Annotated in this window: 20 protein-coding genes; 8 read left to right on the top strand and 12 right to left on the bottom strand. The window is 42.4% G+C overall.

What is annotated here, in order from left to right:
- Window positions 1–107: 107 nt before the first annotated feature.
- The gene (panP, locus tag AC1HJP_RS15960) at window positions 108–1,733 is read right to left on the bottom strand and encodes a pyridoxal-dependent aspartate 1-decarboxylase PanP (protein WP_480362652.1); all 1,626 of its coding nucleotides are present in this window, start codon (window positions 1,731–1,733) and stop codon (window positions 108–110) included.
- Between the two features lie 258 nt (window positions 1,734–1,991).
- On the opposite strand from panP, the gene AC1HJP_RS15955 reads away from it, so the two are divergent.
- Entirely contained in the window at window positions 1,992–3,869 is a 1,878-nt protein-coding gene (locus tag AC1HJP_RS15955) for an EAL domain-containing protein (protein ID WP_480362651.1), read from the top strand.
- A 69-nt stretch (window positions 3,870–3,938) separates the two neighbouring features.
- Here the strand turns inward: AC1HJP_RS15955 and trmB are convergent, their stop codons facing one another.
- The 7 genes from trmB to rph form a co-directional block, all read right to left on the bottom strand.
- Window positions 3,939–4,610, bottom strand: coding sequence for a tRNA (guanine(46)-N(7))-methyltransferase TrmB (gene trmB / locus AC1HJP_RS15950; protein ID WP_480362650.1), 672 nt, complete (start codon window positions 4,608–4,610; stop codon window positions 3,939–3,941).
- A complete protein-coding gene (locus AC1HJP_RS15945; RefSeq protein ID WP_480362649.1) occupies window positions 4,610–5,383 on the bottom strand; it encodes an ABC transporter permease in 774 nt (257 codons plus the stop codon). Before AC1HJP_RS15945 ends, trmB begins: the two co-directional genes overlap by 1 nt.
- The gene (locus AC1HJP_RS15940; RefSeq protein ID WP_480362648.1) at window positions 5,380–6,300 is read right to left on the bottom strand and encodes an ABC transporter ATP-binding protein; all 921 of its coding nucleotides are present in this window, start codon (window positions 6,298–6,300) and stop codon (window positions 5,380–5,382) included. The genes AC1HJP_RS15945 and AC1HJP_RS15940 overlap by 4 nt, the downstream gene beginning before the upstream one ends.
- 1 nt (window position 6,301) lies before the next feature.
- Window positions 6,302–6,925, bottom strand: coding sequence for a flavin prenyltransferase UbiX (locus tag AC1HJP_RS15935; RefSeq protein ID WP_480362647.1), 624 nt, complete (start codon window positions 6,923–6,925; stop codon window positions 6,302–6,304).
- A gap of 30 nt (window positions 6,926–6,955) precedes the next feature.
- Window positions 6,956–8,323 carry a UDP-N-acetylmuramate:L-alanyl-gamma-D-glutamyl-meso-diaminopimelate ligase gene (gene mpl, locus AC1HJP_RS15930; RefSeq protein ID WP_480362646.1) on the bottom strand — a complete coding sequence of 456 codons (1,368 nt, stop codon included), beginning with the start codon at window positions 8,321–8,323 and terminating at the stop codon, window positions 6,956–6,958.
- 341 nt (window positions 8,324–8,664) lie between these two features.
- Window positions 8,665–9,309 (bottom strand): orotate phosphoribosyltransferase, encoded by a 645-nt coding sequence (gene pyrE, locus AC1HJP_RS15925; RefSeq protein WP_480362645.1) that lies wholly within the window; start codon window positions 9,307–9,309, stop codon window positions 8,665–8,667.
- Window positions 9,310–9,330: 21 nt separating this feature from the next.
- Window positions 9,331–10,044, bottom strand: a complete 714-nt coding sequence (gene rph / locus AC1HJP_RS15920; RefSeq protein WP_058031002.1) for a ribonuclease PH — start codon at window positions 10,042–10,044, stop codon at window positions 9,331–9,333.
- Window positions 10,045–10,246: 202 nt separating this feature from the next.
- Between rph and AC1HJP_RS15915 the strand changes: the two genes are divergently transcribed.
- Window positions 10,247–11,122, top strand: coding sequence for a YicC/YloC family endoribonuclease (locus AC1HJP_RS15915; protein WP_480362644.1), 876 nt, complete (start codon window positions 10,247–10,249; stop codon window positions 11,120–11,122).
- 74 nt (window positions 11,123–11,196) lie between these two features.
- Here the strand turns inward: AC1HJP_RS15915 and AC1HJP_RS15910 are convergent, their stop codons facing one another.
- A complete protein-coding gene (locus AC1HJP_RS15910) occupies window positions 11,197–11,973 on the bottom strand; it encodes a DUF2306 domain-containing protein (RefSeq protein WP_480362643.1) in 777 nt (258 codons plus the stop codon).
- Window positions 11,974–12,152: 179 nt separating this feature from the next.
- On the opposite strand from AC1HJP_RS15910, the gene AC1HJP_RS15905 reads away from it, so the two are divergent.
- The 6 genes from AC1HJP_RS15905 to AC1HJP_RS15880 all read left to right on the top strand — a co-directional run bounded on the left by AC1HJP_RS15905 (window position 12,153) and on the right by AC1HJP_RS15880 (window position 20,046).
- A complete protein-coding gene (locus AC1HJP_RS15905) occupies window positions 12,153–13,385 on the top strand; it encodes a helix-turn-helix domain-containing protein (RefSeq protein WP_480362642.1) in 1,233 nt (410 codons plus the stop codon).
- A 535-nt stretch (window positions 13,386–13,920) separates the two neighbouring features.
- A complete protein-coding gene (locus tag AC1HJP_RS15900; RefSeq protein ID WP_480362641.1) occupies window positions 13,921–14,757 on the top strand; it encodes an alpha/beta hydrolase in 837 nt (278 codons plus the stop codon).
- Window positions 14,758–14,797: 40 nt separating this feature from the next.
- Window positions 14,798–16,291, top strand: coding sequence for a flavin monoamine oxidase family protein (locus AC1HJP_RS15895; RefSeq protein ID WP_480362640.1), 1,494 nt, complete (start codon window positions 14,798–14,800; stop codon window positions 16,289–16,291).
- Between the two features lie 57 nt (window positions 16,292–16,348).
- Window positions 16,349–18,043 carry a thiamine pyrophosphate-binding protein gene (locus AC1HJP_RS15890; protein WP_480362639.1) on the top strand — a complete coding sequence of 565 codons (1,695 nt, stop codon included), beginning with the start codon at window positions 16,349–16,351 and terminating at the stop codon, window positions 18,041–18,043.
- 54 nt (window positions 18,044–18,097) lie between these two features.
- A complete protein-coding gene (locus AC1HJP_RS15885) occupies window positions 18,098–19,024 on the top strand; it encodes a hypothetical protein (protein ID WP_480362638.1) in 927 nt (308 codons plus the stop codon).
- A 5-nt stretch (window positions 19,025–19,029) separates the two neighbouring features.
- The gene (locus AC1HJP_RS15880; RefSeq protein WP_480362637.1) at window positions 19,030–20,046 is read left to right on the top strand and encodes a hypothetical protein; all 1,017 of its coding nucleotides are present in this window, start codon (window positions 19,030–19,032) and stop codon (window positions 20,044–20,046) included.
- Window positions 20,047–20,246: 200 nt separating this feature from the next.
- Here AC1HJP_RS15880 and AC1HJP_RS15875 read toward each other — a convergent pair whose 3' ends face one another.
- The 3 genes from AC1HJP_RS15875 to AC1HJP_RS15865 all read right to left on the bottom strand — a co-directional run bounded on the left by AC1HJP_RS15875 (window position 20,247) and on the right by AC1HJP_RS15865 (window position 24,310).
- The gene (locus AC1HJP_RS15875; protein ID WP_480362636.1) at window positions 20,247–22,172 is read right to left on the bottom strand and encodes a methyl-accepting chemotaxis protein; all 1,926 of its coding nucleotides are present in this window, start codon (window positions 22,170–22,172) and stop codon (window positions 20,247–20,249) included.
- 130 nt (window positions 22,173–22,302) lie between these two features.
- On the bottom strand, window positions 22,303–23,082 hold the full coding sequence (locus tag AC1HJP_RS15870) for a class I SAM-dependent methyltransferase (protein ID WP_480362635.1): 780 nt from the start codon (window positions 23,080–23,082) through the stop codon (window positions 22,303–22,305).
- A gap of 91 nt (window positions 23,083–23,173) precedes the next feature.
- Complete coding sequence (locus AC1HJP_RS15865; RefSeq protein ID WP_480362634.1) at window positions 23,174–24,310, bottom strand: response regulator; 1,137 nt, start codon at window positions 24,308–24,310, stop codon at window positions 23,174–23,176.
- Between the last annotated feature and the right edge of the window lie 211 nt (window positions 24,311–24,521).

Genomic DNA, 24,521 nt, shown 5'->3' with positions numbered 1-24,521 from the left:
ATGTTAGTAAAAAAGTGCATAAACTAAGCATACTATTTGAACAGCATAAAAAAAAGCCAACTTATTCAGTTGGCTTTAATTTATAAATAGCGTTTAGTTATATAAAGTTAGATATACTTAGCTAAGTACTTTTTAAAGATAGGGTCTGTTTTCGCCAATTGCTTTTGCTCGTCTAGAATTTCTTTAAGCATAGCTTCAGAGGTTAATGGGTTGGCTAAAACCACTCTGAAAACAACCGTAGGCTGCTTATCGTATTGTACAGGTGTCAGGCGTGTACGTGAGACGAATGAGCGCCCAGCTTCACGCTGACGCTTTTGCATGCTTGCCGTGAATCGGTTTAATGCAGCATAAATGTCGATTTTCTCGTCTTCATTCACATTGGCGATTGCCTGCTTAATTGCCTTCGGTACATAACGGTAAGTTAATAAACATAACTCAGGCTCTGAAACCAACTCAAAATCTTCATCTTGTTTGATAAGCTCGGCAAAGTACTTTGCCTTCGCAATGCCTTTATCGATCAACATTTCATAGCCTTGACGGCCAATCACTCGTAAACAGGCATGTACAAGCATCGCCATACCTGGGCGGCTTCCCTCTAGCGTATGACTCCCTAAATCTTTAGAGCCCTTACGAAGAATATATTCAGCATGATGTTCGATGGCATCGGTGGCATGCGGATCTTTAAACAGCACCATACCGGCGCCCATCGGCACATACATTTGTTTGTGTGCGTCAATGGTGATTGAATCAGCACGCTCAATGCCTGCTAATAATGGACGCGCATTACTCGACAATAAGGTAGCACCACCCCAAGCCGCATCAACATGGAAGTGACAGTTTAACTCTTGAGCTAGATCAGCCATCTCATTTAATGGGTCTATGTTACCTGTCTCCGTTGTGCCAGCAACACCCACTAACGCCATAACTTTAATGCCTTGCGCTTCAAGCTCTAATGCTTTCTCTCGCATAGCCTGAACATCAACCTTGTTATTATCGCTGGTCTTAACGGCAATAAAATTGTCGCGGCCAATACCTAGAACATCAGCGGCTTTACCGAGTGAGTAGTGTCCTCGTTCAGACACTAAAACCGCCAAGCCTTTGTAGCCATAATGCATCATAGCTGCAATTAGGCCTTGACTGTTAATGCCTTTAAAGTCACCTTGAGGTTTTAACAAACGGTTTCGAGCGATCCAAAGTGCTGTGATATTTGCAACGGTACCACCAGAACAAAACGCACCTAAAGAGGTCTTTGCGCTATGCATCCATTTGCTGTAGAAAGATTCATCAGCACCATAAGCAAGATGATGCATCATACCTAATACTTGACGCTCTAATGGTGTAAATGCTTTCGAAGTTTCGATTTTAACTAGGTTCTGGTTCAACCCCACCATGAGTTTTGACAAAGGTAAAACAAAATGAGGGAGTGCAGAGGTCATATGACCAATAAAACTCGGGGAAGCCGTATGCACTGAGTGCGCAACCAGCTGCTCCATAATGTCTTGAGCATAGTCAGATACAAACATAGGCTGTTCTGGAATAGCAGCCGATTGAAAATCTTTTTCCACTTCGTGCAAAGGTTTTTCAATTGCAGCAATATTCTCGTTTAAAAAGCCCACCAAATTATTGGAGATTTCCAGTTCAATCTTACTTAAAGTTGAATCTGGCGCTTCCGGCACCGTAAATATACGCATTAAAGTTTCATCAGAAGCTACAGCACAACGCTTAGGACCCATGTTTCTACCTAGTTAAACAAACCAACGATGAACGAAAATATCCTCATTGGCCTTATAATTCTTATATGACTAAACCGCTAACTGTACTTTAAGTTTTCATTAAAGTCTCGTTTTGCGCCTATAAAACTTAAACGCGCCTTCTATACTAGTGTAAAAGACGCAATCTTGAAGTGGACTTAAGTCAGATATTTGCCTAATATTTGGGAAAATAATGATCATTCTTCAAAGCTTTTTTGCTTTTTAGAATAAGGACTAACAATGATCAGAAGGACCTCGCCAGCAAACATTCTCTTTGCAGGCTTTTTTATATTTCTAACTTGTTTAGTGGGTTACGTTTATTACACCTACGAAACAACGCGTACTGCAATTATTAATGATATTGATGAACGCTTGCTACATGCAGCTAAAAGTGCACAGCTTTTGATTGGCGAACAATACCATGATGATTTAGCTGCAATTCAACCTGGACAATACCAAGGTTTAAGCAAACAACTTTCGCTTTTGGCTGATACGCTCAATGTCGAGTACGTGTATAGCATGGTGTATGAGCAGCCCTTTGTACTTTTTACTTCATCAAGCTACACCAAAGAAGATGTGCAAGCTAACATGCTTACTCGCTTTTTAGACCCTTACCCTGAAGCAACAGTTACAAACAAAAGTGCTTTTCGCTCTACTGAACCAGTATTTGAGATTTCAGAAGACCAATGGGGGCGATTTAAAACGATTCTAGTACCCTACATAAGCAATACTGGTAAGACTTATCTGGTGGGTGCTGATATAACCATGGATTCTGTGCAAGCACAACTCAATGCCAGCGTTACGCGTGCCATTCTTAGCGGTAGCTTTTTCTTTTTAATTGCAGTTTTGGTGGCTAGCTTTTACTTTATCCTATATCGCAAATCACTCACCACAGATCCTCGTACAGGGTTTGGTAATCGCATTGCACTTGAACATGACATTAAACAACACAAAAGTGAGCACTTAAGTCTTGCCATTGTAGAAATACATGAGCTAGAAAATATCGTTAGTTTTTACGGCGCGAATGTGGGCGATCAGGTCATGAACAAAGTGATGGGCTACTTTGCTACTCAGTCTAACTCTGTGTATGTTTACCGACTCGCAACATCAAAGTTAGTGTTATTTTGTGACAGTGAACGTGGCGAGCACTTTTTAAGTAACTTAGTACAACAATTCCCTGCCAGCTCACCCGTTTTAAATAGGCCTCACCTTTATGTTCAGCTTAATGCAGGCATAGCGGAAGGGAATAAATCTTTACTGTTAGAAAACGCCTATGTTGCTTGTCGACAAGCGGTTCAGCAAAAAGAGTTAGTGTGTATTTACAGTATTGATAAGCACGAAGCTAAACAGTTGCAACATGCTCGCCTCGCAATGGCTAAAACACTTAATGATGCCTTTTCTCAAAATCGCGTGGTTGTTTACTTTACTCCGCGCTGCGCCCCAAACCATGACAATATATGCCAGTATTTATGTAATGCTAGAGTACTCGATGAGCAAGGCGGTATCATTACCGACAACGCTTTTTCTGAAGTGGTTAAACAATCCCGTATGGAAGGACAACTTACCAGACATATTTTTTCTCAATGTGTAACCCGGTTTAGAAAATCCCGTACTGCTTGGTCAATCGATCTAAGCTACCAAGATGCCTCTGATCCACAATTAATCGACTTTATCTCTCAAGAGCTGCGCCGTTACCCGCAACCAAGCTTAATCACCTTTGAACTTGATGAGCAAGACATACTCGATAACTTTAATGCCATGGCTGTTGCAATTAATATATTAAAGAGTAAGGGCGTGAAGATTTTGGTCAACTCAGTGAGCAGTGGTTTGTTGACCGTCAGCAGAGTGATGAAACTCAGCATTGATGCCATTAAACTCGATGACGCCATTTCAACGCACCTAGAAAGTGATGAACAAGTACTGTCTTTTATCGAGCATTTAGCGCGTTTATGTAAAGATAGAGAAATGCACTTGATCGTAGGTAATGTAGAAACCGAAATACAGTACGAACTACTCAGTGCGGCTGGTGTTACTTACTTACAAGGGAGCTATATTGGCAAGGCCACGCCACATATCAAATGCCCAGAAGAGCATGCGACATATCAGGCGAGTGCATAGACCTTTGGGCTTCAATGTAAAAAAGGGCTAAATAGCCCTTTTTTGATGAGTTTGAAAACAGACTATATTTTAGCGCGTTAAGTCTAATTGCAAACGCGTACTCGATTGCCCGCTCGCCCAGTATTTACGCTCAAACGGCGTAATAGCCGTATCACTTTCATAAGCTTCAACCTCAACAGAGTGGCCTGCTAGTTCAAGTGCTCGGGCGAATTCTTTAACGTAAATGTCCCAATTAGAGCGCACTTCTAAAATACCGCCTAACTTCACAATAAATGGGAAGACGGGGGCACCGTGCCAACGTCTACCAATATGCTTGGCTTTAGGCCAAGGGTTTGGATATAACAAATAATGATGCGTTGGCTGCCAACCAGCTTCTAGCGCAAGGCGCCAAAAGTCGTTTAAATCAGCCTGAACTAAAATATAGTGCCCTGATTCAGTTTGCTTATATTCCACATCATGCTTATCTAAGCGGTGCGACGACTTATCGATACCAATCACTAAGGCATCTGGGTGCAATTTCGCTAAGTTGGCGGTGCTTTCACCTACCCCACAGCATGAGTCTAAAATCAAAGGCCCATTAAAAGCTTGAACCTTTTCATTGACCTCATCAAACGCTTTTTGCGTATGTTCGGCAATGGGCTTTTTAAACTCTGCCGCTAGGTGTTTTTGTACTATTTCATCGAGCTTTTCATGTAGCCCAGGTTGGTTTGAAACAATGCTTCTCGAATTTGCTTCACTCATCAGTGACGTAACCCTATCCCACGGCGAATTAATGTCAATGCCGTAATAAATAAACCAGTAATTAGCACTAATAATACCGAAAATGAGGTGTAAATGCTGACATCAGACACACCTAAAAAGCCAAATCTAAATGCATTCACCATATAAATGATCGGATTTACCTGCGACACACCTTGCCAAAACTCAGGCAACAGCGTGATAGAGTAAAATACTCCACCTAAGTAAGTTAGTGGCGTCAGGACAAACGTTGGGATAATACTGATGTCATCAAAGCTGTTGGCATAAACGGCATTAATCAGGCCTCCTAGCGCAAAAACCGCCGATGTCAGTACCACAGTGGCGATGATCACAAACACATTATGAATTTGAATATCAACGAAAAACAAAGACACAATTGTGACGATTAAACCTACGAGCATGCCACGGGCCATACCGCCGCCCATGTAACCAAGCACAATAATGTAATTTGGAACGGGCGCCACTAACAGCTCTTCAATGCTCTTTTGGAATTTAGTCGAATAGAAGCTTGATGCCACATTTGAATAGGAGTTGGTGATCACCGACATCATGATCAGACCCGGAACAATAAACTCCATATAGCTAAAGCCGCCCATCTCGCCAATACGCGAGCCAATCAAACTACCGAAGATCACAAAATATAAGGTCATAGTGATTGCAGGTGGCACTAAGGTTTGCACCCAAATACGTAAAAAGCGAATACACTCTTTGATCCAAATACTTTTTAACGCGACTGAATAACGACTTAAACTCATGCTTCACGCCCCTGCTCTAGTAAACTTACAAACAATTCTTCTAATCGGTTAGCTTTATTTCGCATACTCAGTACGGTATTACCTTGCACTGATAACTGTGAAAACACCTCGTTTAACCCCTGTGATTTTGCAACCTCAACCTCTAATGTGTGGTCGTCAGTCATTGCGAACTCATAACCCTCTAAGGTGACGGGCTTCACAGGTGACTGTAAGTCGAGTACGAAGGTTTCTTTATCTAACTTAGCAAGTAAGGCTTTGATCGTGGTGTTTTCAACAATCGTACCTTGGTCGATGATGGCGATGTTTTTACACAGTAACTCCGCCTCTTCAAGATAGTGAGTCGTCAAAATAATCGTCACCCCTTGCTCGTTGATTTCACGTAAGAAATCCCACATTGAGCGACGTAGTTCAATGTCTACACCTGCGGTTGGTTCATCTAAAATAAGCAACTTAGGTTCGTGCATTAGCGCGCGAGCAATCATCAAGCGGCGTTTCATACCACCCGAAAGTGTGCGTGCTTGCTTGTCTTTTTTATCGAACAGACCCAGCTTTTTTAAATATTTCTCGGCACGCTCATGGGCAAGTTTGCGTGGCACACCATAGTAACCCGCTTGGTTCACTAAAATTTGGTTCAAAGTTTCGAACTGAGAAAAGTTAAACTCTTGCGGCACTAAACCTAGCTCTTGTTTCGCGTCTTCAAGCTTTGTATCAATTGAATGACCAAAAACCTCAACTGTGCCTGCGGTTTTATTTACCAATGATGAGATAACGCCAATGGTGGTTGATTTACCAGCACCATTAGGGCCAAGCAGCGCAAAAAAATCGCCCTGCTCTACTTGCAAGTCGATGCCTTTTACCGCCTCGACGCCATTTTTATAGACTTTGCGTAAGCCTTGAATATTTAATGCGATGGTCATGTTATTTGTGGTCTCCATAACCCCAACGTTTAGTGAGTGTATGTTCGATATTAAGGTGGTCTAAAATTCGTGCCACCATAAAGTCGACAAGATCGTCGATTGATTCAGGTTTATGATAAAAACCCGGTGCAGCAGGCATGATGGTCACACCCATTTGGCTCAGTTTAAGCATATTTTCTAAGTGAATTGAGCTAAATGGCGTTTCGCGTGGCACTAAAATAAGTTGTCCACGTTCTTTGATCACCACATCAGCCGCACGTTCTAATAAGTTATCTGATGCGCCTACCGCAATCGCCGATACAGAACCTGCGCTACACGGGCAAACCACCATTTTTTTCGGTGCTGCTGAACCAGAAGCCACTGGGCTAAACCAGTTGTCTTTACCAAAAACTTTGACTTGCTCAGGCCCTGCTTTTACTAATTCACTTAACTGCTCAGTACATTTTTGCTCATTGCCAGACAACTTTATATTTGATTCGGTATCAAGCACCACGCGCGCTGCGCTCGAAATAAGCACATAGACTTGATAATTCATTGCCACCAGCACTTCGAGTAGACGAAGACCATAGGGGGCGCCTGATGCGCCACTAAAAGCCAGAGTGATGGCCTCTTTATAGTGTTTCATTTTTAAACCTTTAAGCTCGACGTTGGCAACCTAGCTAAATTTAGCCTGCAACGCTGTCAATAATTTTTGATGGATACCCGCAAAACCACCATTACTCATGATAAGAATATGCTGACCTGCCTGTGCGTTTGCACACACCTTCTCAATAATAGACTCAATCGTGCTATCGCACTCTCGCCCTGCTTCTTTGGCTTGGGCCTTCAGCGACCAATCTAACCCTTCAGGTTCAAATAAATACGCTTTATCAGCTTGTTCAAGTGACGCCAACAAGGTTTGTTTGTGTACGCCCATTTTCATGGTGTTAGAACGAGGCTCTAAAATAGCAACGACCTCATCACTGCCTACTTTGGCTTTTAAGCCTGCCAAAGTGGTTTTAATTGCCGTTGGGTGATGTGCAAAGTCGTCGTAAATACGAATACCAGCTACTTCACCGATCAACTCCATGCGGCGTTTTGGTGATATAAACTCAGCTAAGGCATCAATCGACACCTCAACTGGAATGCCCACATGACGTGCTGCAGCAATGGTCATCATGGCATTTTTCACATTGTGCTCACCAATTGCGTCCCAATTCACAACCCCTTGTACTTCCCCGTGTAAAAGCACTTCAAACTGCGAGCCGTCAGCTGAGAGTAAGTGATAATCCCAATCGCCTTTTAAAGTTTCCTGTTCACTCCAGAAACCGCGTTCAACCACCTCTTGCAAGGCAATATCATCCGCCGGATAAATGGCTTTACCTTTACCGGGTAAAGTACGAATAAGATGATGGAACTGCGTTTGAATGGCGTTGAGATCAGCAAAGATATCGGCATGATCAAATTCAAGGTTGTTCATGATCAGTGTACGTGGCAGGTAATGCACAAACTTACTGCGCTTATCAAAAAAAGCTGTGTCGTATTCGTCTGCTTCAATCACAAAAAACGGCGTATCGCTGACGCGAGCCGACACTCCAAAATTTTGTACTATGCCGCCGATTAAAAAGCCAGGGCGCAAACCTGCATATTCTAAAACCCAGGCTAACATACTCGCCGTTGTGGTTTTACCATGTGTGCCCGCCACAGCAAGCACCCAACTGTCACGCAGTAAATGATTCTTCAGCCACTCAGGGCCTGAGGTGTAATTTAACCCTTTCTCTAACACATACTCAACGCATGCATTACCTCGACTCATGGCATTGCCAATCACCACCATATCTGGCGCAGGGTCTAGCTGTTTAGGATCGTAACCTTGAGTGAGCTCAATACCCAATTCTTCAAGCTGAGTACTCATAGGTGGATAAACGTTTTGGTCTGAGCCTGTCACTTTATAACCCAAAGACTGAGCAATGGCCGCAATGCCGCCCATAAATGTGCCGCAAATACCTAAAATATGAATGTGTTTATTATTGTTGTTGCTCATAAACCAAGACCTTGGGTGAAGAATATATGGTTTGCCATATTAACGGAAATCACCATTATTGTGCGAATTAATTACAGAAACAGGTGTTATATCAATACTGATTAAATATGGGCTGAATATATAAAAAAAATGCCAGTCTTAGACTGGCATCTTCTATCTTATATTTGTACCTATTCTCTTAAAAAAACGCATTTATAACAGCACATAGAACAGGTTCAAACTCTAAGTATTTCGTATTGTACGTAGGCGGCAAACATATGAGACCCATGAGCATAGGTTTCCTATGTGATTGGGCGATATATGTGAAGCCAACACCCGTACGAGACGAAAGACGACGAGTATTAGGCTACGCCGTACTGGTCGCGGTACGCCTTAACTGCTTCTAAATGCTCGCCCATTGAGCCTTGCTCTTCTAGGTAAGTAATTAAATCAGCAAGTTTCACGATTGATACCACTTGTGTAGCAAAATCACGTTCAACTTCTTGAATTGCAGATAATTCAGCTTTACCTTTTTCCTGACGGTCTAGGGCAATTAAAACACCTGAAAGGTCAGCACCTGCCGCGGCAATGATTTCCATTGATTCACGAATTGCAGTACCCGCTGTGATCACGTCATCAACTAACATGATACGACCTTCAAGTGGAGAACCTACTAAGCTACCGCCTTCACCGTGGGTTTTTGCTTCTTTACGGTTAAAGCAATACGGTACGTCTTTGTTGTAGTGATCAGCCAGTGCAACTGCAGTCGTTGTTGCAATTGGAATACCTTTGTACGCTGGGCCAAATAGTAAGTCGTACTCAATGCCTGCATCTTCTAGAGCTGCTGCATAAAAACGACCTAAGCGTGCCAGATCACGACCTGTGTTAAACAGACCCGCGTTAAAGAAATAAGGGCTAGTACGGCCAGATTTTAAAGTGAACTCACCAAACTTTAATACCTGCTTTTCTAGAGCAAATTCAATAAACTCTTTTTGATATGCTTTCATGTCAACTTAACCCTATTTAAATTATGCCAATGCTTGTTTTTGAATATCGATGATTTCGCGAATTGAATGCTTCGCCAAACCTAACAGCTCATCTAATTCTTCAAATGAGAACGGTTCGCCCTCAGCAGTACCTTGTACTTCAATCAGCTTGCCTGTTTCTGTCATGATCACATTCATATCAGTTTCAGCTTCTGAATCTTCTAGGTATTCAAGGTCAGAAATCGCTTGGCCTTTGTAAACACCCACAGAAATTGCTGCAATCATAAACTTCAGCGGGTTATTGTTGATCATGCCTTTCGCACGCATGTTAGTCAGCGCATCTACCAATGCCACACATGCACCGCTAATCGACGCCGTACGCGTACCACCGTCAGCCTGAAGTACATCACAATCAATTGTAATGGTGTTTTCTCCAAGCGCTTTTAAATCAACCGCAGCACGAAGCGCGCGCGCGATTAAGCGTTGAATTTCCATTGTGCGGCCGCCTTGCTTGCCTTTCGCAGCTTCGCGGTTATTACGCGTATGAGTAGAACGTGGCAACATACCGTATTCAGCTGTGATCCAACCTTTACCTTGGCCTTTCATAAAGCGAGGTACACCGGCTTCAACCGTTGCTGTACAAAGTACTTTTGTGTTTCCGAACTCAACCAGCACAGAGCCTTCGGCGTGCATAGTATAGTTACGGGTAAAGGTCACAGGCCTAATTTGATTTGCTGTTCTTTCACTTGGACGCATCCACGTTCCCCTATATTCAAAATTTTCAATATTATAAAGGGTCATGCGTTATCTTGCCACGGACATTTGTGTTAATTCGAGCTATAACTTACTCTCAACAAAAATGATGATTTTGTGACTGGGCAGAAATTGCACTTCAAACTGGCCTGCCCTGTAGCTATAATGCCATCGGTTTTAATTTTATGATTTTAGGAATCTTTACATGATCCACAGTATGACCGCCTACGCACGCCGAGAAGTTAAAGGTGAATGGGGCACAGGGGTTTGGGAAATCCGCTCAGTTAATCAGCGTTACCTAGAAACCTTTATCCGAGCACCTGAACAATTTCGCGGTATGGAGCCGGTAATACGCGAACGCCTTCGCAAGCACCTACAACGCGGCAAGGTTGAAGTATTCTTAAAGTTTGCAGCCAACCCAGCCCATGTTGGCGAATTGTCTATCAACGAGACTTTGGCACAGCAGTTAATTAAAAGCGCCCAGTGGGTTCAATCACAAAGCAATGGTGACCAAGCAGTAAGTACCATTAACCCAGTTGATATTTTACGTTGGCCGGGCGTGATGGAAGCCGAAGAAATCGATTTAGACACAGTAAACAGCGAGCTACTTGCTGGTTTTGATATACTCGTTGAAGATTTCAAAGCGGCGCGTGCAAGTGAAGGTGAAAACCTTGAAGCCATGATCACGACACGTCTCGATGCCATCATCGAGCAAGTAGCGATTGTTGAAGGTCATATGCCAGAAGTGGCTAAATGGCAACGCGACAAGCTAACTAGCCGTTTAGATGAACTTAAAACAGATATCGACGAAGGCCGCCTTGAGCAAGAACTTATTTACCTTGCGCAAAAACAAGACGTCGCTGAAGAGCTAGACCGTTTAAAGTCTCACGTGAAAGAAACAAACAAAATCCTAAAGAAAGGAGGCGCATGTGGCCGTCGCTTAGACTTTATGATGCAAGAATTTAACCGTGAATCAAACACCCTAGCTTCAAAATCAATCAACACAGAGATCACCAATGCAGCGGTTGAACTTAAAGTATTAATTGAACAGATGCGCGAGCAGATCCAGAATATTGAGTAATAAGCCGATATTTTACCTGCTTTGAAAAACCGCCTTTTGGCGGTTTTTTATTGAGTACCTTTAAACAAAATTACTTAAACTTTAACATGCAAATTTGATTCATTAGCGCTTTCTTCAACACGTTGCTTTCTCATACACACCTCTACCACCAGCACATTTAAAACTAACCCAATCAAACGGTCATAGTCGTGTAAAACACTAATAGCTAGCTCTCCCACCAGGCTCGCAACATCGATAAACAAACTTAAAATTACTTCTAAAAATAGTGGTGTCACTACTGCTAAAGTCACTGCGACAGCGCGCGTCATCCATACTTTATGGGCAGTGATGTTTTTCTTCATTGCAAACACAATAGCTATACTGAAGCTAATACAAATGGCGATAGCGACAATCACCAAGGATATAAAACGTGCACCTAAGTCTGTTGTTGAAAATACTAGGTGCATCCACACACCAGATATTGCCATGACGCATGCAGACATAACGGCCAAACGCCCCATCACTCTGTGCATCTTAGGTCGAGTTACGCGTAATCGAGTTGAGAACTGAGTGGGTAATGAAAAGAAGAAAACAATGCCGCTTACCCCATGTACCAAAATTGCTGTTGGGAGTTCAAAGTAACGGGCATTAATCAAACCTGATGCCTCCGCAATTGCACCTGGGCCGAGTAACACCAGCGCCACAATAAAAATTGCAGGTATAGCGGGCAGGCCAATTAAAAAGAATAACAGGCTGACTACTTTCCAATTGCTTGGACTTTTTTTGTGATTACTTGATGATGACGCGGCCACACAGTTTGGGTCTACTAGCTGTGAGTCTCTTTGATTTTTATTTGCAGTGATTAAGTTCATAACATTGCCTTGTTTGTCGTTTTGCTTGAGACAATCTTGTAATATCAATGCTAGTGTGTCGTTCTGTCCTATTGATTAAGACTCTATAGAGGACCTTAATTTAAATAGGCCTGAGAAATAGAACACCATAAACATACAACTAACCAACTGTAAAGTAAGAATAAAAAAGGGTTATTTATATGCCAGCTGCTGATTTAAATTTACTGGCAATTAATATTGCGACTTTGAGCGTGTTATTCTTTAGCGCAAACTTACTGGTTGTTCGAGCCGACAAAAACCACACTTATTTTCCGCTCGCTTTGAGCTTTATTGGCATCGCGATTGTCATTTGTCAGCCAAGTCTAAAAGTCCTCGCGCCCGCTTTACAGCTTTCAACCTTAACGCTGGCATTACCCGCTTTATTACTGATTGCGCCCTGCTTTTGGCTATATGTAAAAGGCTTAACACACAATGCACCTTGGCGATTTGAAAAAGCCGATATAAGGCATTTAGTTCTACCTGGGCTTGGGTTATTGATTAGCCTTATCACCTTTTTGCTACCCGCTGAGATTCATTACAATCTGCTTGGTAAGGGTGACATGGCAATACTCGAACAGACATCGGCACTGTTTAGAAACTTCGTCTACGGATTGCTGATCGCCACTTTTTTTCTGGTGTTGGGCTGGATTGCACAATCAGCGTTTTACCTAATTAAAATCATCAAGCGTCTACAGCACTATAGAAACCAATTGAAACAGGTATTTGCTTCGACCGAAGCCAAAGAGATCAGATGGCTAAGTGGTTTACTGCTGTTTGTAGGCATTGCTTGGGCTTTCTCTGCAATCAATTTATTACTCGATAATTTGTTTATCGCCAGTGAATTTACACAAGATATCTTTCAATTTGTTTTGCTCATTCCGGTTTGCTTTGTCGCCACTTGGGGCTTGAGACAAAAACCGGGCTTTGAAGAATTATTTTCTACCGAGTCGATCGATGTTGAACATCAAGCGTCTTTTGCTTTGGATAATGAAAATAGCCAAGTTAAAGAATCTGAAAATGTTTCTTCTGAGAAATACAAACGCTCAGCTCTCACTGCTGAGATGGCAGAAAACATCGCACAGAAAATGGAAGCGGCGATGACCTCAGAGCAGCTTTACTTAGATGCAAACCTCTCTTTACCAAAACTTGCCAAACACATTCATACGTCGCCTAATTATATTTCTCAAACACTAAATGAAACCTTAGCGACTAACTTTTTTGATTACGTGAATCATAAACGCATTGTGGCTGCACAAAAGCTGCTATTAGAGTCAGAACTAACGGTTTTAGATATCGCTATGCAAGTAGGCTTTAATTCTAAATCAGCGTTTTATAGTGCGTTTAAAAAACATACTCAATTAACACCAAGTCAATTCAAGCAACAGTCAAAATAAGCACTTAACTAAATTAGACGCAAAGATACCTGCGGTGTGCAATAAACTGAAAATTGCATACAGATACCACCTAATGGGAGATTTAAAATAAATTATTTTATAAAAAACTATTTAACTCCCATCAACAGTGCCCAATAAGAAAACTCGTTAAGACTGCATATTTCAATAGTGGGAGAAAGATAAAGGTTAATTTGACAGATAATAAATAATCATAACTGTGCACTTACTCTCGCAATATTTACATTATTGCAGGCCTTTTTGAGTAAAAAGAAAACAGTCCGTTCGACTACAAGAAACAATAATTATTTTTATTCGACAAAAGTATAATACCTTCACGCCATACGGTCATAGAATAGTTAACCTGCTGTTTAGCATAAAAATTCTTAACTTTTACGGCAACTCTAAAAGATTTTTGAGTTTTTTCGATTAACGCAGTTAAAAAGCAAAAGTCCCTATTTTTTATACTGTTATTTTTCGTATTTTTTATTGCTAAGATGCCCGCGTTTTTTACTTACAGAATTAGGAAGGACTTAGGATGAAGTTAAAAAATACCTTTATCGCTTTTTGTACCACAGCCAGTTTAGTGGCTTGTAATAGTATTTCTTCAGACTCAACACCGCTTTCTGCGGCTGCTCTAAGCGCTGAGCAAGCTGCTGCCACTGTGGTATTTATTCATGGCGCACATTTGCGTGGCTCTGCTTGGCAGCCTGTTGCAACTGAACTGGAAAGTGCACAAATTGCATCACATATTCTAGATTTACCCGGACGTGATAATACTGTTACGCCATCAAGCATTACCTTAAATCACGCGGCAAAGGCACTGTGTGAGCGAACTAATGCACTACCTCAGCCTCAGGTTTGGGTTATGCACAGTCAAGGTGGCGCGGTTGCTCACGAAGCGCTCGCATCATGCAATAAGGCTGAGATCAGTAACTTAATCTATGTCAGTGCCGTTGCGCCTATCGAAGGCGCTAAACCTTTTGCACTGCTAAACAAAGACGATGAAAACAATTACTTCAAAGGCGTCACCTATAAAGATGGCTGGATGAAAATCACCAACCAAGCTGAATATGTTGCGTCATTTACCAACACCCAATCTCATTCTCTTAAGGCAAAAGTTTGGTCACAATCTGTCGATGAACCTGCTGTCACGGGCGAAGGCAAAGTGTACTTAAACAAAACTAAGTTAGACGCAATTCCAAAAGCCTATGTGTTTGCGAAAGAAGATAAAATCATCTCTTATGCGACACAACAAAAGATTGCTCAATCTATAGGTGCGACAAAAACTTACAGTATTACGTCTGGTCATTTGCCTATGATCACGCAACCTGTGGCTTTGGCAGATGCAATTAAATCAGCGTTAACACTTTAATTTTTAAATAAACTTAATCAATCGTTAAAAGGACTTTTTAATGATGAATAATACTCTTGCCCATAGTGGCAAGCCTATGGCGCTATTGAAAAGTGTCAGGGCACTTGCTGCCCAAAGTTTACCGAAAACGCCTTCTGTTACTATTGTGGGTGGTGGTATTGCGGGATTAACCAGCGCCTACGAGTTACTAAGACTCGGTGCAAAGGTGACCATCATTGAGTCTGATCCTGGCCATATCGGTGGTCGCGTTAGAACCTTACGAGAATCTGATACGCTTTATGCCGAATTAGGCGCGATGCGTATTCCAACACATCATCAGCTATCACGTCATTACATCGCTGAAATGGGCTTAAAGTTGAGACCATTTGTACAGGATAATGCCAGAGCCCACGCGATGATCCGCGGCCAAAAAGTGGCTCGGAGTGCTGAAGGTTTTGAACGCTTAAAACAGGCCTTCGATCTGACCCCTAAAGAGCGCAACATGAGCGTAGATGATATGTGGGATCTTGCCGTCACTGAAGTACTCAATGCTTTATCGGATAAAGAAAAACTGTCCCTATATGACAAAGAGTTAAGTACTGACAAACTGAAAACACTCGATGCTATGTCACTAAAAGATGCTTTTAAACAAGCGGGATTAAGCTCAGAAGCCCTTGAGTATGTCTCGTCAATTTATGGGGTTTCGACCTTACTACATACTGCTTTTTCAGAACATTTGCGCGAGCAACTTGAGCGAGTTTGGTTTGAAGGCTTTGACGAAATCGTCGGCGGTACAGATTTACTCGCACAACGTCTTTATCAAAGTATTGCAGGTAAAGTTAATTTTCTGGCTGGTGCCAAAGTCGTCGATATTAACAATCAAGCCGATAAAGTATCTGTGTGTTACCAGTCGAGAGATAGAAGCAAACACACCATAGAATCTGATTATGCTATTTGTACGTTGCCTTTTGGCGTATTGGGCAAAATCGACTTTCATAACAGCATAAACCCAAAGAAAGCGCGCGCATTTGCACAAGTGCACTATGATTCAGCCACTAAAGTGTTGATCAGAACAAAAAATCGTTTTTGGGAGCTTAAAGAAGGGATCTATGGTGGTAGCACCATCTATGATGTCGGCCTAGGACACACTTGGTATCCAGCTGATAATGCCATCGCCAAAGATACTTTGGTATCAAACTCGGCAAGTTATCTACTCGCCTCTTATACCTGGGGGCAACACGCACGTCGTGTTGATACGCTCAATAACTTCGAGCTAAAAGAGCTGATTTACACCGAGCTGAAAAAAGTACACCCCTATATCACACGAGATGACATTTTAAGTGTCTTGCGATGGAGCTGGAGTAACCATACTCACTCAGCGGGTGCCTATGCTTTTTTCAACCCCAGAGATCATCAAGATTATTATGCACTCATGCGTGAACCTGAACAGCGCTTATGTTTCGCGGGTGAGCATTGCTCTGTTTATCACTCTTGGATCCAAGGCGCGTTAGTCTCAGCGCTTGAGGCCGTGCAATACATTCACAAACACGCTTAAATTTTTTACCAATTAAAGTAGTAAGCCAAAGATAAGTTTTGGTAATAAGGAAATATCATGTCTTATACAGTCGCTGAGTTTATTACACTCAGACTTAAACAGTTAGGGTGTCACCATGTTTTTGGTGTGCCGGGTACATCATGTTCAGATTTTATCGACAGCTTAGTTGCCGATCCAGACATGCACTTCATCAATACCGTAAATGAACTAGAAGCAGGTTATGCCGCAGACGGGTATGGCCGACAAGGCGCGTTAGGTGCTGTTTCAGTTGCGTATGGTGTAGGTACGTTAAGTATGGCCAACGGCATTGCCAGTGCATTAACAGAGCGCGTGCCTCTGGCGGTGATCAACGGCGGTCCAACCGATAAAGACTTAAGCCTTGAGGCCGAATACGATGTGTTATTCTCGCACTCAACGGGGTTTGGTAAAACCGATTTACACGTGTTCAAAGAGCTGACGCTCGCCGCTGAAGAGATCCGTGAATTAGACGGTGCTGCAGATAGAATAGATGCTTTGCTGATCACTGCGTTAGAGCAATCTGGTCCTGTGTATATCGAGATCCCTCAAGATTTGTGGAAAAAGCCGATTGGTCACTTCTCTGCGAACTTAAGCTATTCAGCAAAACGCCACACTGCTGGTAAGCAACAGTTTGTCCGCGCCCTTGAAGACAGACTAGCGCATGCCCAAAAGCCTGTGGTGTTATTGGGTGCTGAACTAGTTAGATTTGGTCTAATTGATGAGGCAATGCAATTTGTTGAATCTCAGGGACTGCCTTTCTATACCACCTTACTGTCTAAGTCTTTAGTAAGTGAATCACACCCTCTGTTTTGCGGTGTGTATGACAGTGATTTAGCTCCTTCAACCATAACACAGGGTGTTGAATCATCTGACTGTGTGATTGCACTTGGTTGTTTGTTTGGCATTGATCACCGTTATATGGTTATCTCACTGAAAGAGAAGCTGATCCGTGTGGCATTTAATAAAGCCATGGTAGGCAGCCATGTACTACCAAAACTCTCTTTGGGCGCTGCAATAGAAGCCATCAATATGTTGCCAAACCTTAACTCACAAGGCAACACCGTACCCAGTGTCGCCGGATTAAGTTATCAGCAACGCCGAGAGCAATGGCAAAGCAAATTTGCCAGCGATCCATATTCAGGCACTTTGGGGCATGATGGTATTTTTGCCGCCATCGGGGATTTCTTAAATAACACCCATGCGCCTTATTACATTAGTTTAGATACCTGTTTGGCAAGCTTCCCGGGCGCGGATATACCTGTGACCGATACACAATGCTTCTTAGCAAACCCGATTTGGCTTTCAATTGGCCAGGGCACTCCCGCCGCCATTGGTAGTTATTTTGCAACGGGCAAACGACCGCTGATTGTAACTGGTGACGGTGGATTTCAAATGGTGTCACAGGCATTCTCATCGTTTGTACAAAACAATATCCCAGCCATTATTGTCATTGTTGATAATGGATCCTATGCGATAGAGCAGTTCTTAATTGACGGTTCGTTCTTTACTGAGCCTGGTAAAGCACCATTAGATTACGTGATGCTCAACGGTTGGAAGTACGAAAATATGCCGCATGTTTACAACGGCGGCATTGGCCTTCGAGTAAATACCTATGAAGATCTACTCGGTGCACTGCAACATGCGCATGCCCGCGATGATCAACCTTGTGTGATTGCAGCACAGATCCCAATTAAAGATCTCCCAGCTGAAAACCGCGCCTTTTTAGGTATTTAATCAAAACCGGCCGGTAAAACATCATACCGGCCACGTTAACACAAGGGTAAAAGGATGACATTGTCGCGACGCGCTTTTTTAAAAAGCGGTTTTGCTGCTGCCGGATTAACTAGTCTTGATGCGTTTGCTTCGCCTTGGATAAGGGCCTTGCTTAATGAATCAAATAGCTACCATGCGTTGTATTTAAATAAGTATTTATTTAATGACTTAACGGCGTTATTAGCAAAGCAACTGCACTTATACCAAGACGCTGAAATACACACTCAAGCATTAAAGTGTGCGGCAAACATGCAAGATGAAGCGCTGATATACCAGCGTTTGTCGGCTATTCTAGCCAGCAGTAACCTCAATATACAGTTGCTTAATATGCATCGTTTGCAAGATCAGCAAGTGCGCTTCAGCCAATATTTAACGGAGTTAATCCAGCATCAACGTTTCTCTGGGTATATCAGCTTTGGCCTGCCCAATAGTGAGTTTGATCCCATCAACCACTTGCCATTTTTTAATGGTGCAACTTATACCATGACGCACACCTTAAGCGAGCAATATACACCATTGCCACGAGCGGATTTCACTGGAGTAATTCATCCAACAGAGCTATTCACTCAAGCAAGTCATATAAATGCGCCTAAGGCTGAGTTAGCCGCTATTTATAATGGCCCTCATAGCTATTCAAGCAATGAGTTTACTCACATGATGCTCAATATAAAGCAGCGCATGCCCTCTGGTGGCAAGTTAATCATGCCGATATTCGACGTGCAACACACCGCACAGAAACATCTGGTCTCGGTATTTAATGATTGGCAAAACTTGCTACATGGTCGCTCTTGGCAGAGCGCGCAAACGCATAGAAATAGACTGCAATCTTTAGATGCATGGCATAGAGAAATGGCGGTCTATGGCTACAAAGTGCACAAGGTTATTCCGCTCGAAGAAAGCACTATGCTACCGGAATATCTCAGTATTTACGAAAAGGTTTAAATATTATGGAACCATCAAATAACAAAGGACTATCAAGACGTGCTTTCTTAAAAGGCACCGGTGCAGGAATGGGGTTGTTAGCCAGCAGTATGCCCAGCTTTGCACTCGACAACGTGTTTAACAATCACAATGGCGCGGTTGCCACCGCACAATTAAAAAATGCAGGGCTATTGGAGCAAGCACAAACCAATATGCTCTTCAACCAACTAACGGATGCGCTTAATTTCAAACAATCTGAAACAGATAAAGTACTCATTATCTTAGGGCAAGTGAGTGAAAAAGCATTCCCCTACACTGTTGATCATAAATTAGTCAACGCTTGTTTGACACGCTTACAATCAAAAGGCATCAACAGAAAACACATTACTATTGCCTATAATGCACCAGAGGGGCTAGCGAGTAATTCACCACTGCTTAAAGCGATTGCAGACCCTCAAACAGATAAGCAATTTCATAAAGCGCAACTTGTGAATGTTGCTAATAATAGTAACTGGTCGACTCTGACTATGCCCAAAGCGTTACCAGATGTGAAAGTACTAGCGCAGGCAAGGCAAGCCGATCATGTTCTATTTTTAGATCAGCTTACTGATACAGAAGGAGTGATTCATTCCCCGCAAAATGGATTAGCTAACGTATTATTTGAGCCAAAATCTATAGAGAAATATCGTAATCGGCTTTATGACTTATTTGCGATGCGCGACATACAAGAAACCATCTCAAATAAGGTACGTTTACTCGCTTACAATGCCTCTCGATTTATTGCACAGTCCCCTGAATCAGGTGTACACATGCATCATGTTCATCCGGGTATGCTGGCTATCTCAAATGATATCACAAGCCATCAATTATTCGCTGAAAACTACTTGCATAGTGTATTGAATAACACGCCTAAGCTCAGGTATAGCGCGCAAACACTTAATTGGTTCCAATCTGGCGTAAGTCGTGACCCTATGACCATTGAGCAAATAGAAAAGACCATGCAAAAATCTGGAGTGGTGCTGAATAAAGTGCAGTTAGCCTAGGTCATCATTTATTACGACAAGATTTAGCTCTGAGCTGTTTTTGTCGGGCTAAAGCCACGACCTACAGGTCAAATTAATATGTACGATGTAGGTCGCCATTTATGGCGACAGAATTTTTTTGCTCTGAGTTGCTTTTGTCGGACTAAAGCCACGACCTACCACACACCCAGATTGTAGGCGCGATTTTACATCGCGCTTTTTTATGACAAACCGAGACTTTGCCTCACTTGTAGCATTTGCTGCTGTAACTTCAACTGGATCTCACTCACTTGCTGGCTAGAACTATTTACTTGGTCTTTCATACTCAACATAGCTTGACTGAAATCATCCACCAAACCACTTTGCTGTTGTGCGAGCTCCATGGCATGGCTCGCTACTTGATTGGCCGTCTGAGCACTTTCTGCCACCCCTTCAGAATTACGTTTTAACTCTTGCGCATGTTCAGTCTGCGCTTGCGCGTCTTGTGAGAGTGCACCCATTTGCTCCGATACTTTCTTAGAGTTTTCGCCTAAGGTATTTAACTGTTGATGAATATCAGACAGAGAGTCTTGCGTTTGCTGCGCCAGCTTTCTCACTTCATCGGCAACCACCGCAAAGCCACGGCCGTGCTCGCCCGCTCGCGCCGACTCTATGGCTGCATTTAGTGCTAATAAATTAGTTTGCTCCGCAATGGTACGGATCATTTCAACCACAGTGCCTACATCTGATACACCCTTTAATAATTCATTTAAGCTATCTTGTCCTTGCTCTACACGCTGCTCCGTAGAAGAGCTCGCCTCTAACATGGCATCGGCAAATTGCACACTGTGTGACATGGCTTCAAAAGTACCATTGGCATTATCAGAAACCTGGGTATTAATATCGTTGGCTTGCTCGCCTAAATCTCGAATATTGTGCAGTAGCCCCTGGGTTTGCTCGACTTGATTATAAGTGTTTTCAGATTGCTGACTGATCTGTGACAGATTTTCGCTCATCTGGGCCATAAACTCATTTACTAATGTCAGCATTTCTTGGCGCTCTTGCGCTTCTAGTTGTTGGCGCTGAATGAGCTGATTAAAGTAACCTGCTATCTCACCCACTTCCGTATCTGGGTTTTTACTATGAATTTGTTTCATTTCATTTGAATTGATCAAATCAGCAAAACCATCTCTAAGCTGTCGCAATGGATTAAGCACTTGGTTTAGCTGCACAAAGTAAACACCTGCAGCGAGTAAAATTAACAAACCAATTGCCACACTGAATAATACCAAAACATTCAATTTTAAATCGTCTTGACTGGCTTTTAAGTCACTTTCAGCCGATAGCACAATATCAATAATCGTCTGAATATCTGCTCGAAGTGCTTTTGTACCCGATTGGCGAGATTGTGATTGCGCAAAGGTATTTTGTACGTCTTTGCCAAAACGATTCGCCCAACTAGAAAGCTCTGATTTGATTTCATCGGCTAAGTCTTCTGCTTCTTCGCCAAAAAACAATGCATCTTCATCGACTTCGCTCATAACTCCTAGGTTTTCTAAACGTTCGATTTTATTGGCGATGGATTGCAAAGTCGAAATAGTGTTTTGTAGGCTCGTTTGCGTATTTGCATCCGGATTAATTGATAAGTGGTAGGTAAAAATACTCAGTTGGTTGACAGCTTGGAAGTAATCAGACGCTAACGCGTAATATTGTTTTTTGACAGGACTGTCACCTGCTTTAGATGCATAACTAATTAAAGATGATGCTGAGCCACTCATTTGTCTCAGAGCATTATCGAGTAGTGCCATTTCATTGCCAGACAATTTACCTATTGCACGATACTTTCCGTTAATGTCTGCATCTAATGCATCAAGCTTTTTGCTCATGGTCGCAGCCAATACATCAGGTAATTGACCAATATATGCTTGTTTGAGCTTTTTGATAACGTCTGAAGACTCAGTTAAATACTGACTATCGCCGCTGCTAAGATAGCTTTCAACGCTACCTGATAGCTCCACCAGCACAGTATTTTTAAGTTGGTTATATCCAGTGTTCTGCTGATCTAGCGTATTTAATAAATTCGACGCCCAAAACAACACGCCAGCCAAAAATAAACTTGCCGACGTTAGCAAAATTGCTAGCCATCGAGTAAAAGCAGAAACACGCATAACACCCCCTTTGTTTCAAATTTCGGCGCTAGCGTATTACTCTTTTATGACAGTTTGATGTAATTTGTTCAACAAGAATGCAGAAGGGTAAAAAGCATACTTTTTACCTACACCACTTAGAGTCTCTGCTCTACTTCATGGCTGCTTTTACATAGACATCAAAACGGTTTTTCTTAGTGGTGATTTGCATACTCGGCTTTTGCTCATCGAGGAATGGCGCGTAGTCAGGGCGTTTCACGGCAACGCGTTTACTCGCCAATTGCATAGCAAAGGGTAGTAATGCATCTGCATCGTGATCGTCTCCCACTAAAGATTGGAACACACGCATTTCTTTTTTCACAAGTGCCGACTTTTCTCTATGTGGAAACATAGGATCAAGATAAACCACATCAGGTTTAACTTCTGTGCTATTTAATAAGTCATGGCTAGAACCAAACGCCATATCCACTTGCGCCTTCATCCACTCACCTATTTCAGTATCTTGGTAAGCTCGTTGTAGGCCATCATAGAGTAATGCTGCAACCACAGGGTGACGTTCATGCATGGTTACTTTGCAACCTAGCGCAGCTAATACAAAGGCATCACGACCTAAACCTGCAGTCGCATCAAGTACATGCGGTATCGCACCTTTGTTTAGTCCCACAGCTTTAGCAATTGCTTGACCTTTGCCACCGCCAAATTTACGTCGGTGTGCGCTGGCCCCAGTTACAAAGTCAACTTGAATGGCACCTAGCTTTGGTTCATCACTTTTAAATAGTTGTAGTCCATGCTCATCAAACCGCAACTTAAACAAGCTTTTATTTGACACACCATCGCTATTACACTGCTCTGCCCATTTGGCTAATTCGAAGCGTTTTTCTATTTCATCAAGGTAAGGACGGTTTTCAGGATAGGGGGTATGGATTAGCAAGGGCAAACTCCTTATAGAACAGCTTGCCCATTATAACGTTGAAACGCTTATTTATACCAATCCTCAATAATACTTAATTAATAGGAGAGGATTAAAAGAGCTCAATATCATCTTGAGAGGCAACCTGCTCTTCACTCCAAGGCTGACTCAACTTATTAAGACTGGTATGAAGTGCTTCTCGCGTTTCAGTGATCAAAGCAAGCTTTTGTTTAATGACATCAATCTCTTCATTCATAAAAGCAAAATGTTGTGAAAACGCTTTTAGTTGCTCTGTATTTTCGATTTGTGCAGACTGCAATAACTGCTCAAAGTTTTCTGATTGTGTGCTGTGATGCATATCTAAAAATACCAATTGTTGCACAATGTCATCACATACCTGGCCTATGTGTTCTACTTGCTCGATTGCTTGCTCGCTCTCTTCCATATCTTGAATTTTGGCATTCGTCGCCTCCAAAATATGTGGTAGCAAGTCTTTGTAACGACCGTACATACCAGGATCTTCGGTCGGCATATTCTTAATCAGTAAGGAGACCTTCGGGTAGTTAATAATGGTACGACGGCCAAAGTCGACAAAACGACTACCTTCACGATTTTGCTCTAATAACTCTTGCTCAATTGGCTGAATAGCACCTTCAGCAGATTTAAACACCTCACCTTGTTGATGCCAAAATGCGACCGCGACTTCTAGCTGTAAAGGCACAAAGAATTCGAAGAAAAAGCTCGATAAACTTTCTAGATCATGGGCGTGATACGACTGGCCAACATAGCGCATAATCCGACCCATATCGCCGGAGTCTGTCATGGCGATTTCAGCAGTTATCTGCGCTTGCTCCATATCTTGTTTAAGACGCTGAGACACTTGGCGATAGTCATCAAGTACATTGATTCTGGCAAGCAACTCTTCTCGGTTAAAAGGTTTTACTATGTAGTCTGCAGCACCAGAGTTATAACCACGCATACGCTCAGAGATATCTGTGCGAGAAGAAAGAAACATCACTGGAATTTCTTTGGTTTGTGACGCTTTTTTTAGCTTTTCACATACTTCAAAGCCGTTCATGCCAGGCATTTCTACATCAAGAAGAATAATATCGGGTTGATATTTAAGGGCTAACCGCAATCCTTCATCACCATTTTTAGCTCGGATCAATTTACAGCTTTCAGCCAACGCGTCTTCGATGATCTTATGCACTAACTTGTCGTCATCGATAGCCAGCACCAGTCTGCTCATACCATTTCCCTTAATAAATCATGTCTTTAAATAGCATAGCTGGAGATGATAATTTTGCGAACCCCAAAAAGCATAAAAGCGCCCGAAGACGCTTTTATTTTTATAACTACATCAAACTCTGGGTAATTATTCAGCAGTTTTTTACTCAAATGTTTACAAGTGATCTGTAGGCGCTGTTAACAAATAAGCGTGACATAAAGTCACAGCCTAC

It is taken from the genome of Pseudoalteromonas sp. NFXS53, from assembly GCF_056629255.1.
Note: the sequence above shows the minus strand (reverse complement) of the source record. Positions and strands in the feature narration are given on the sequence as shown.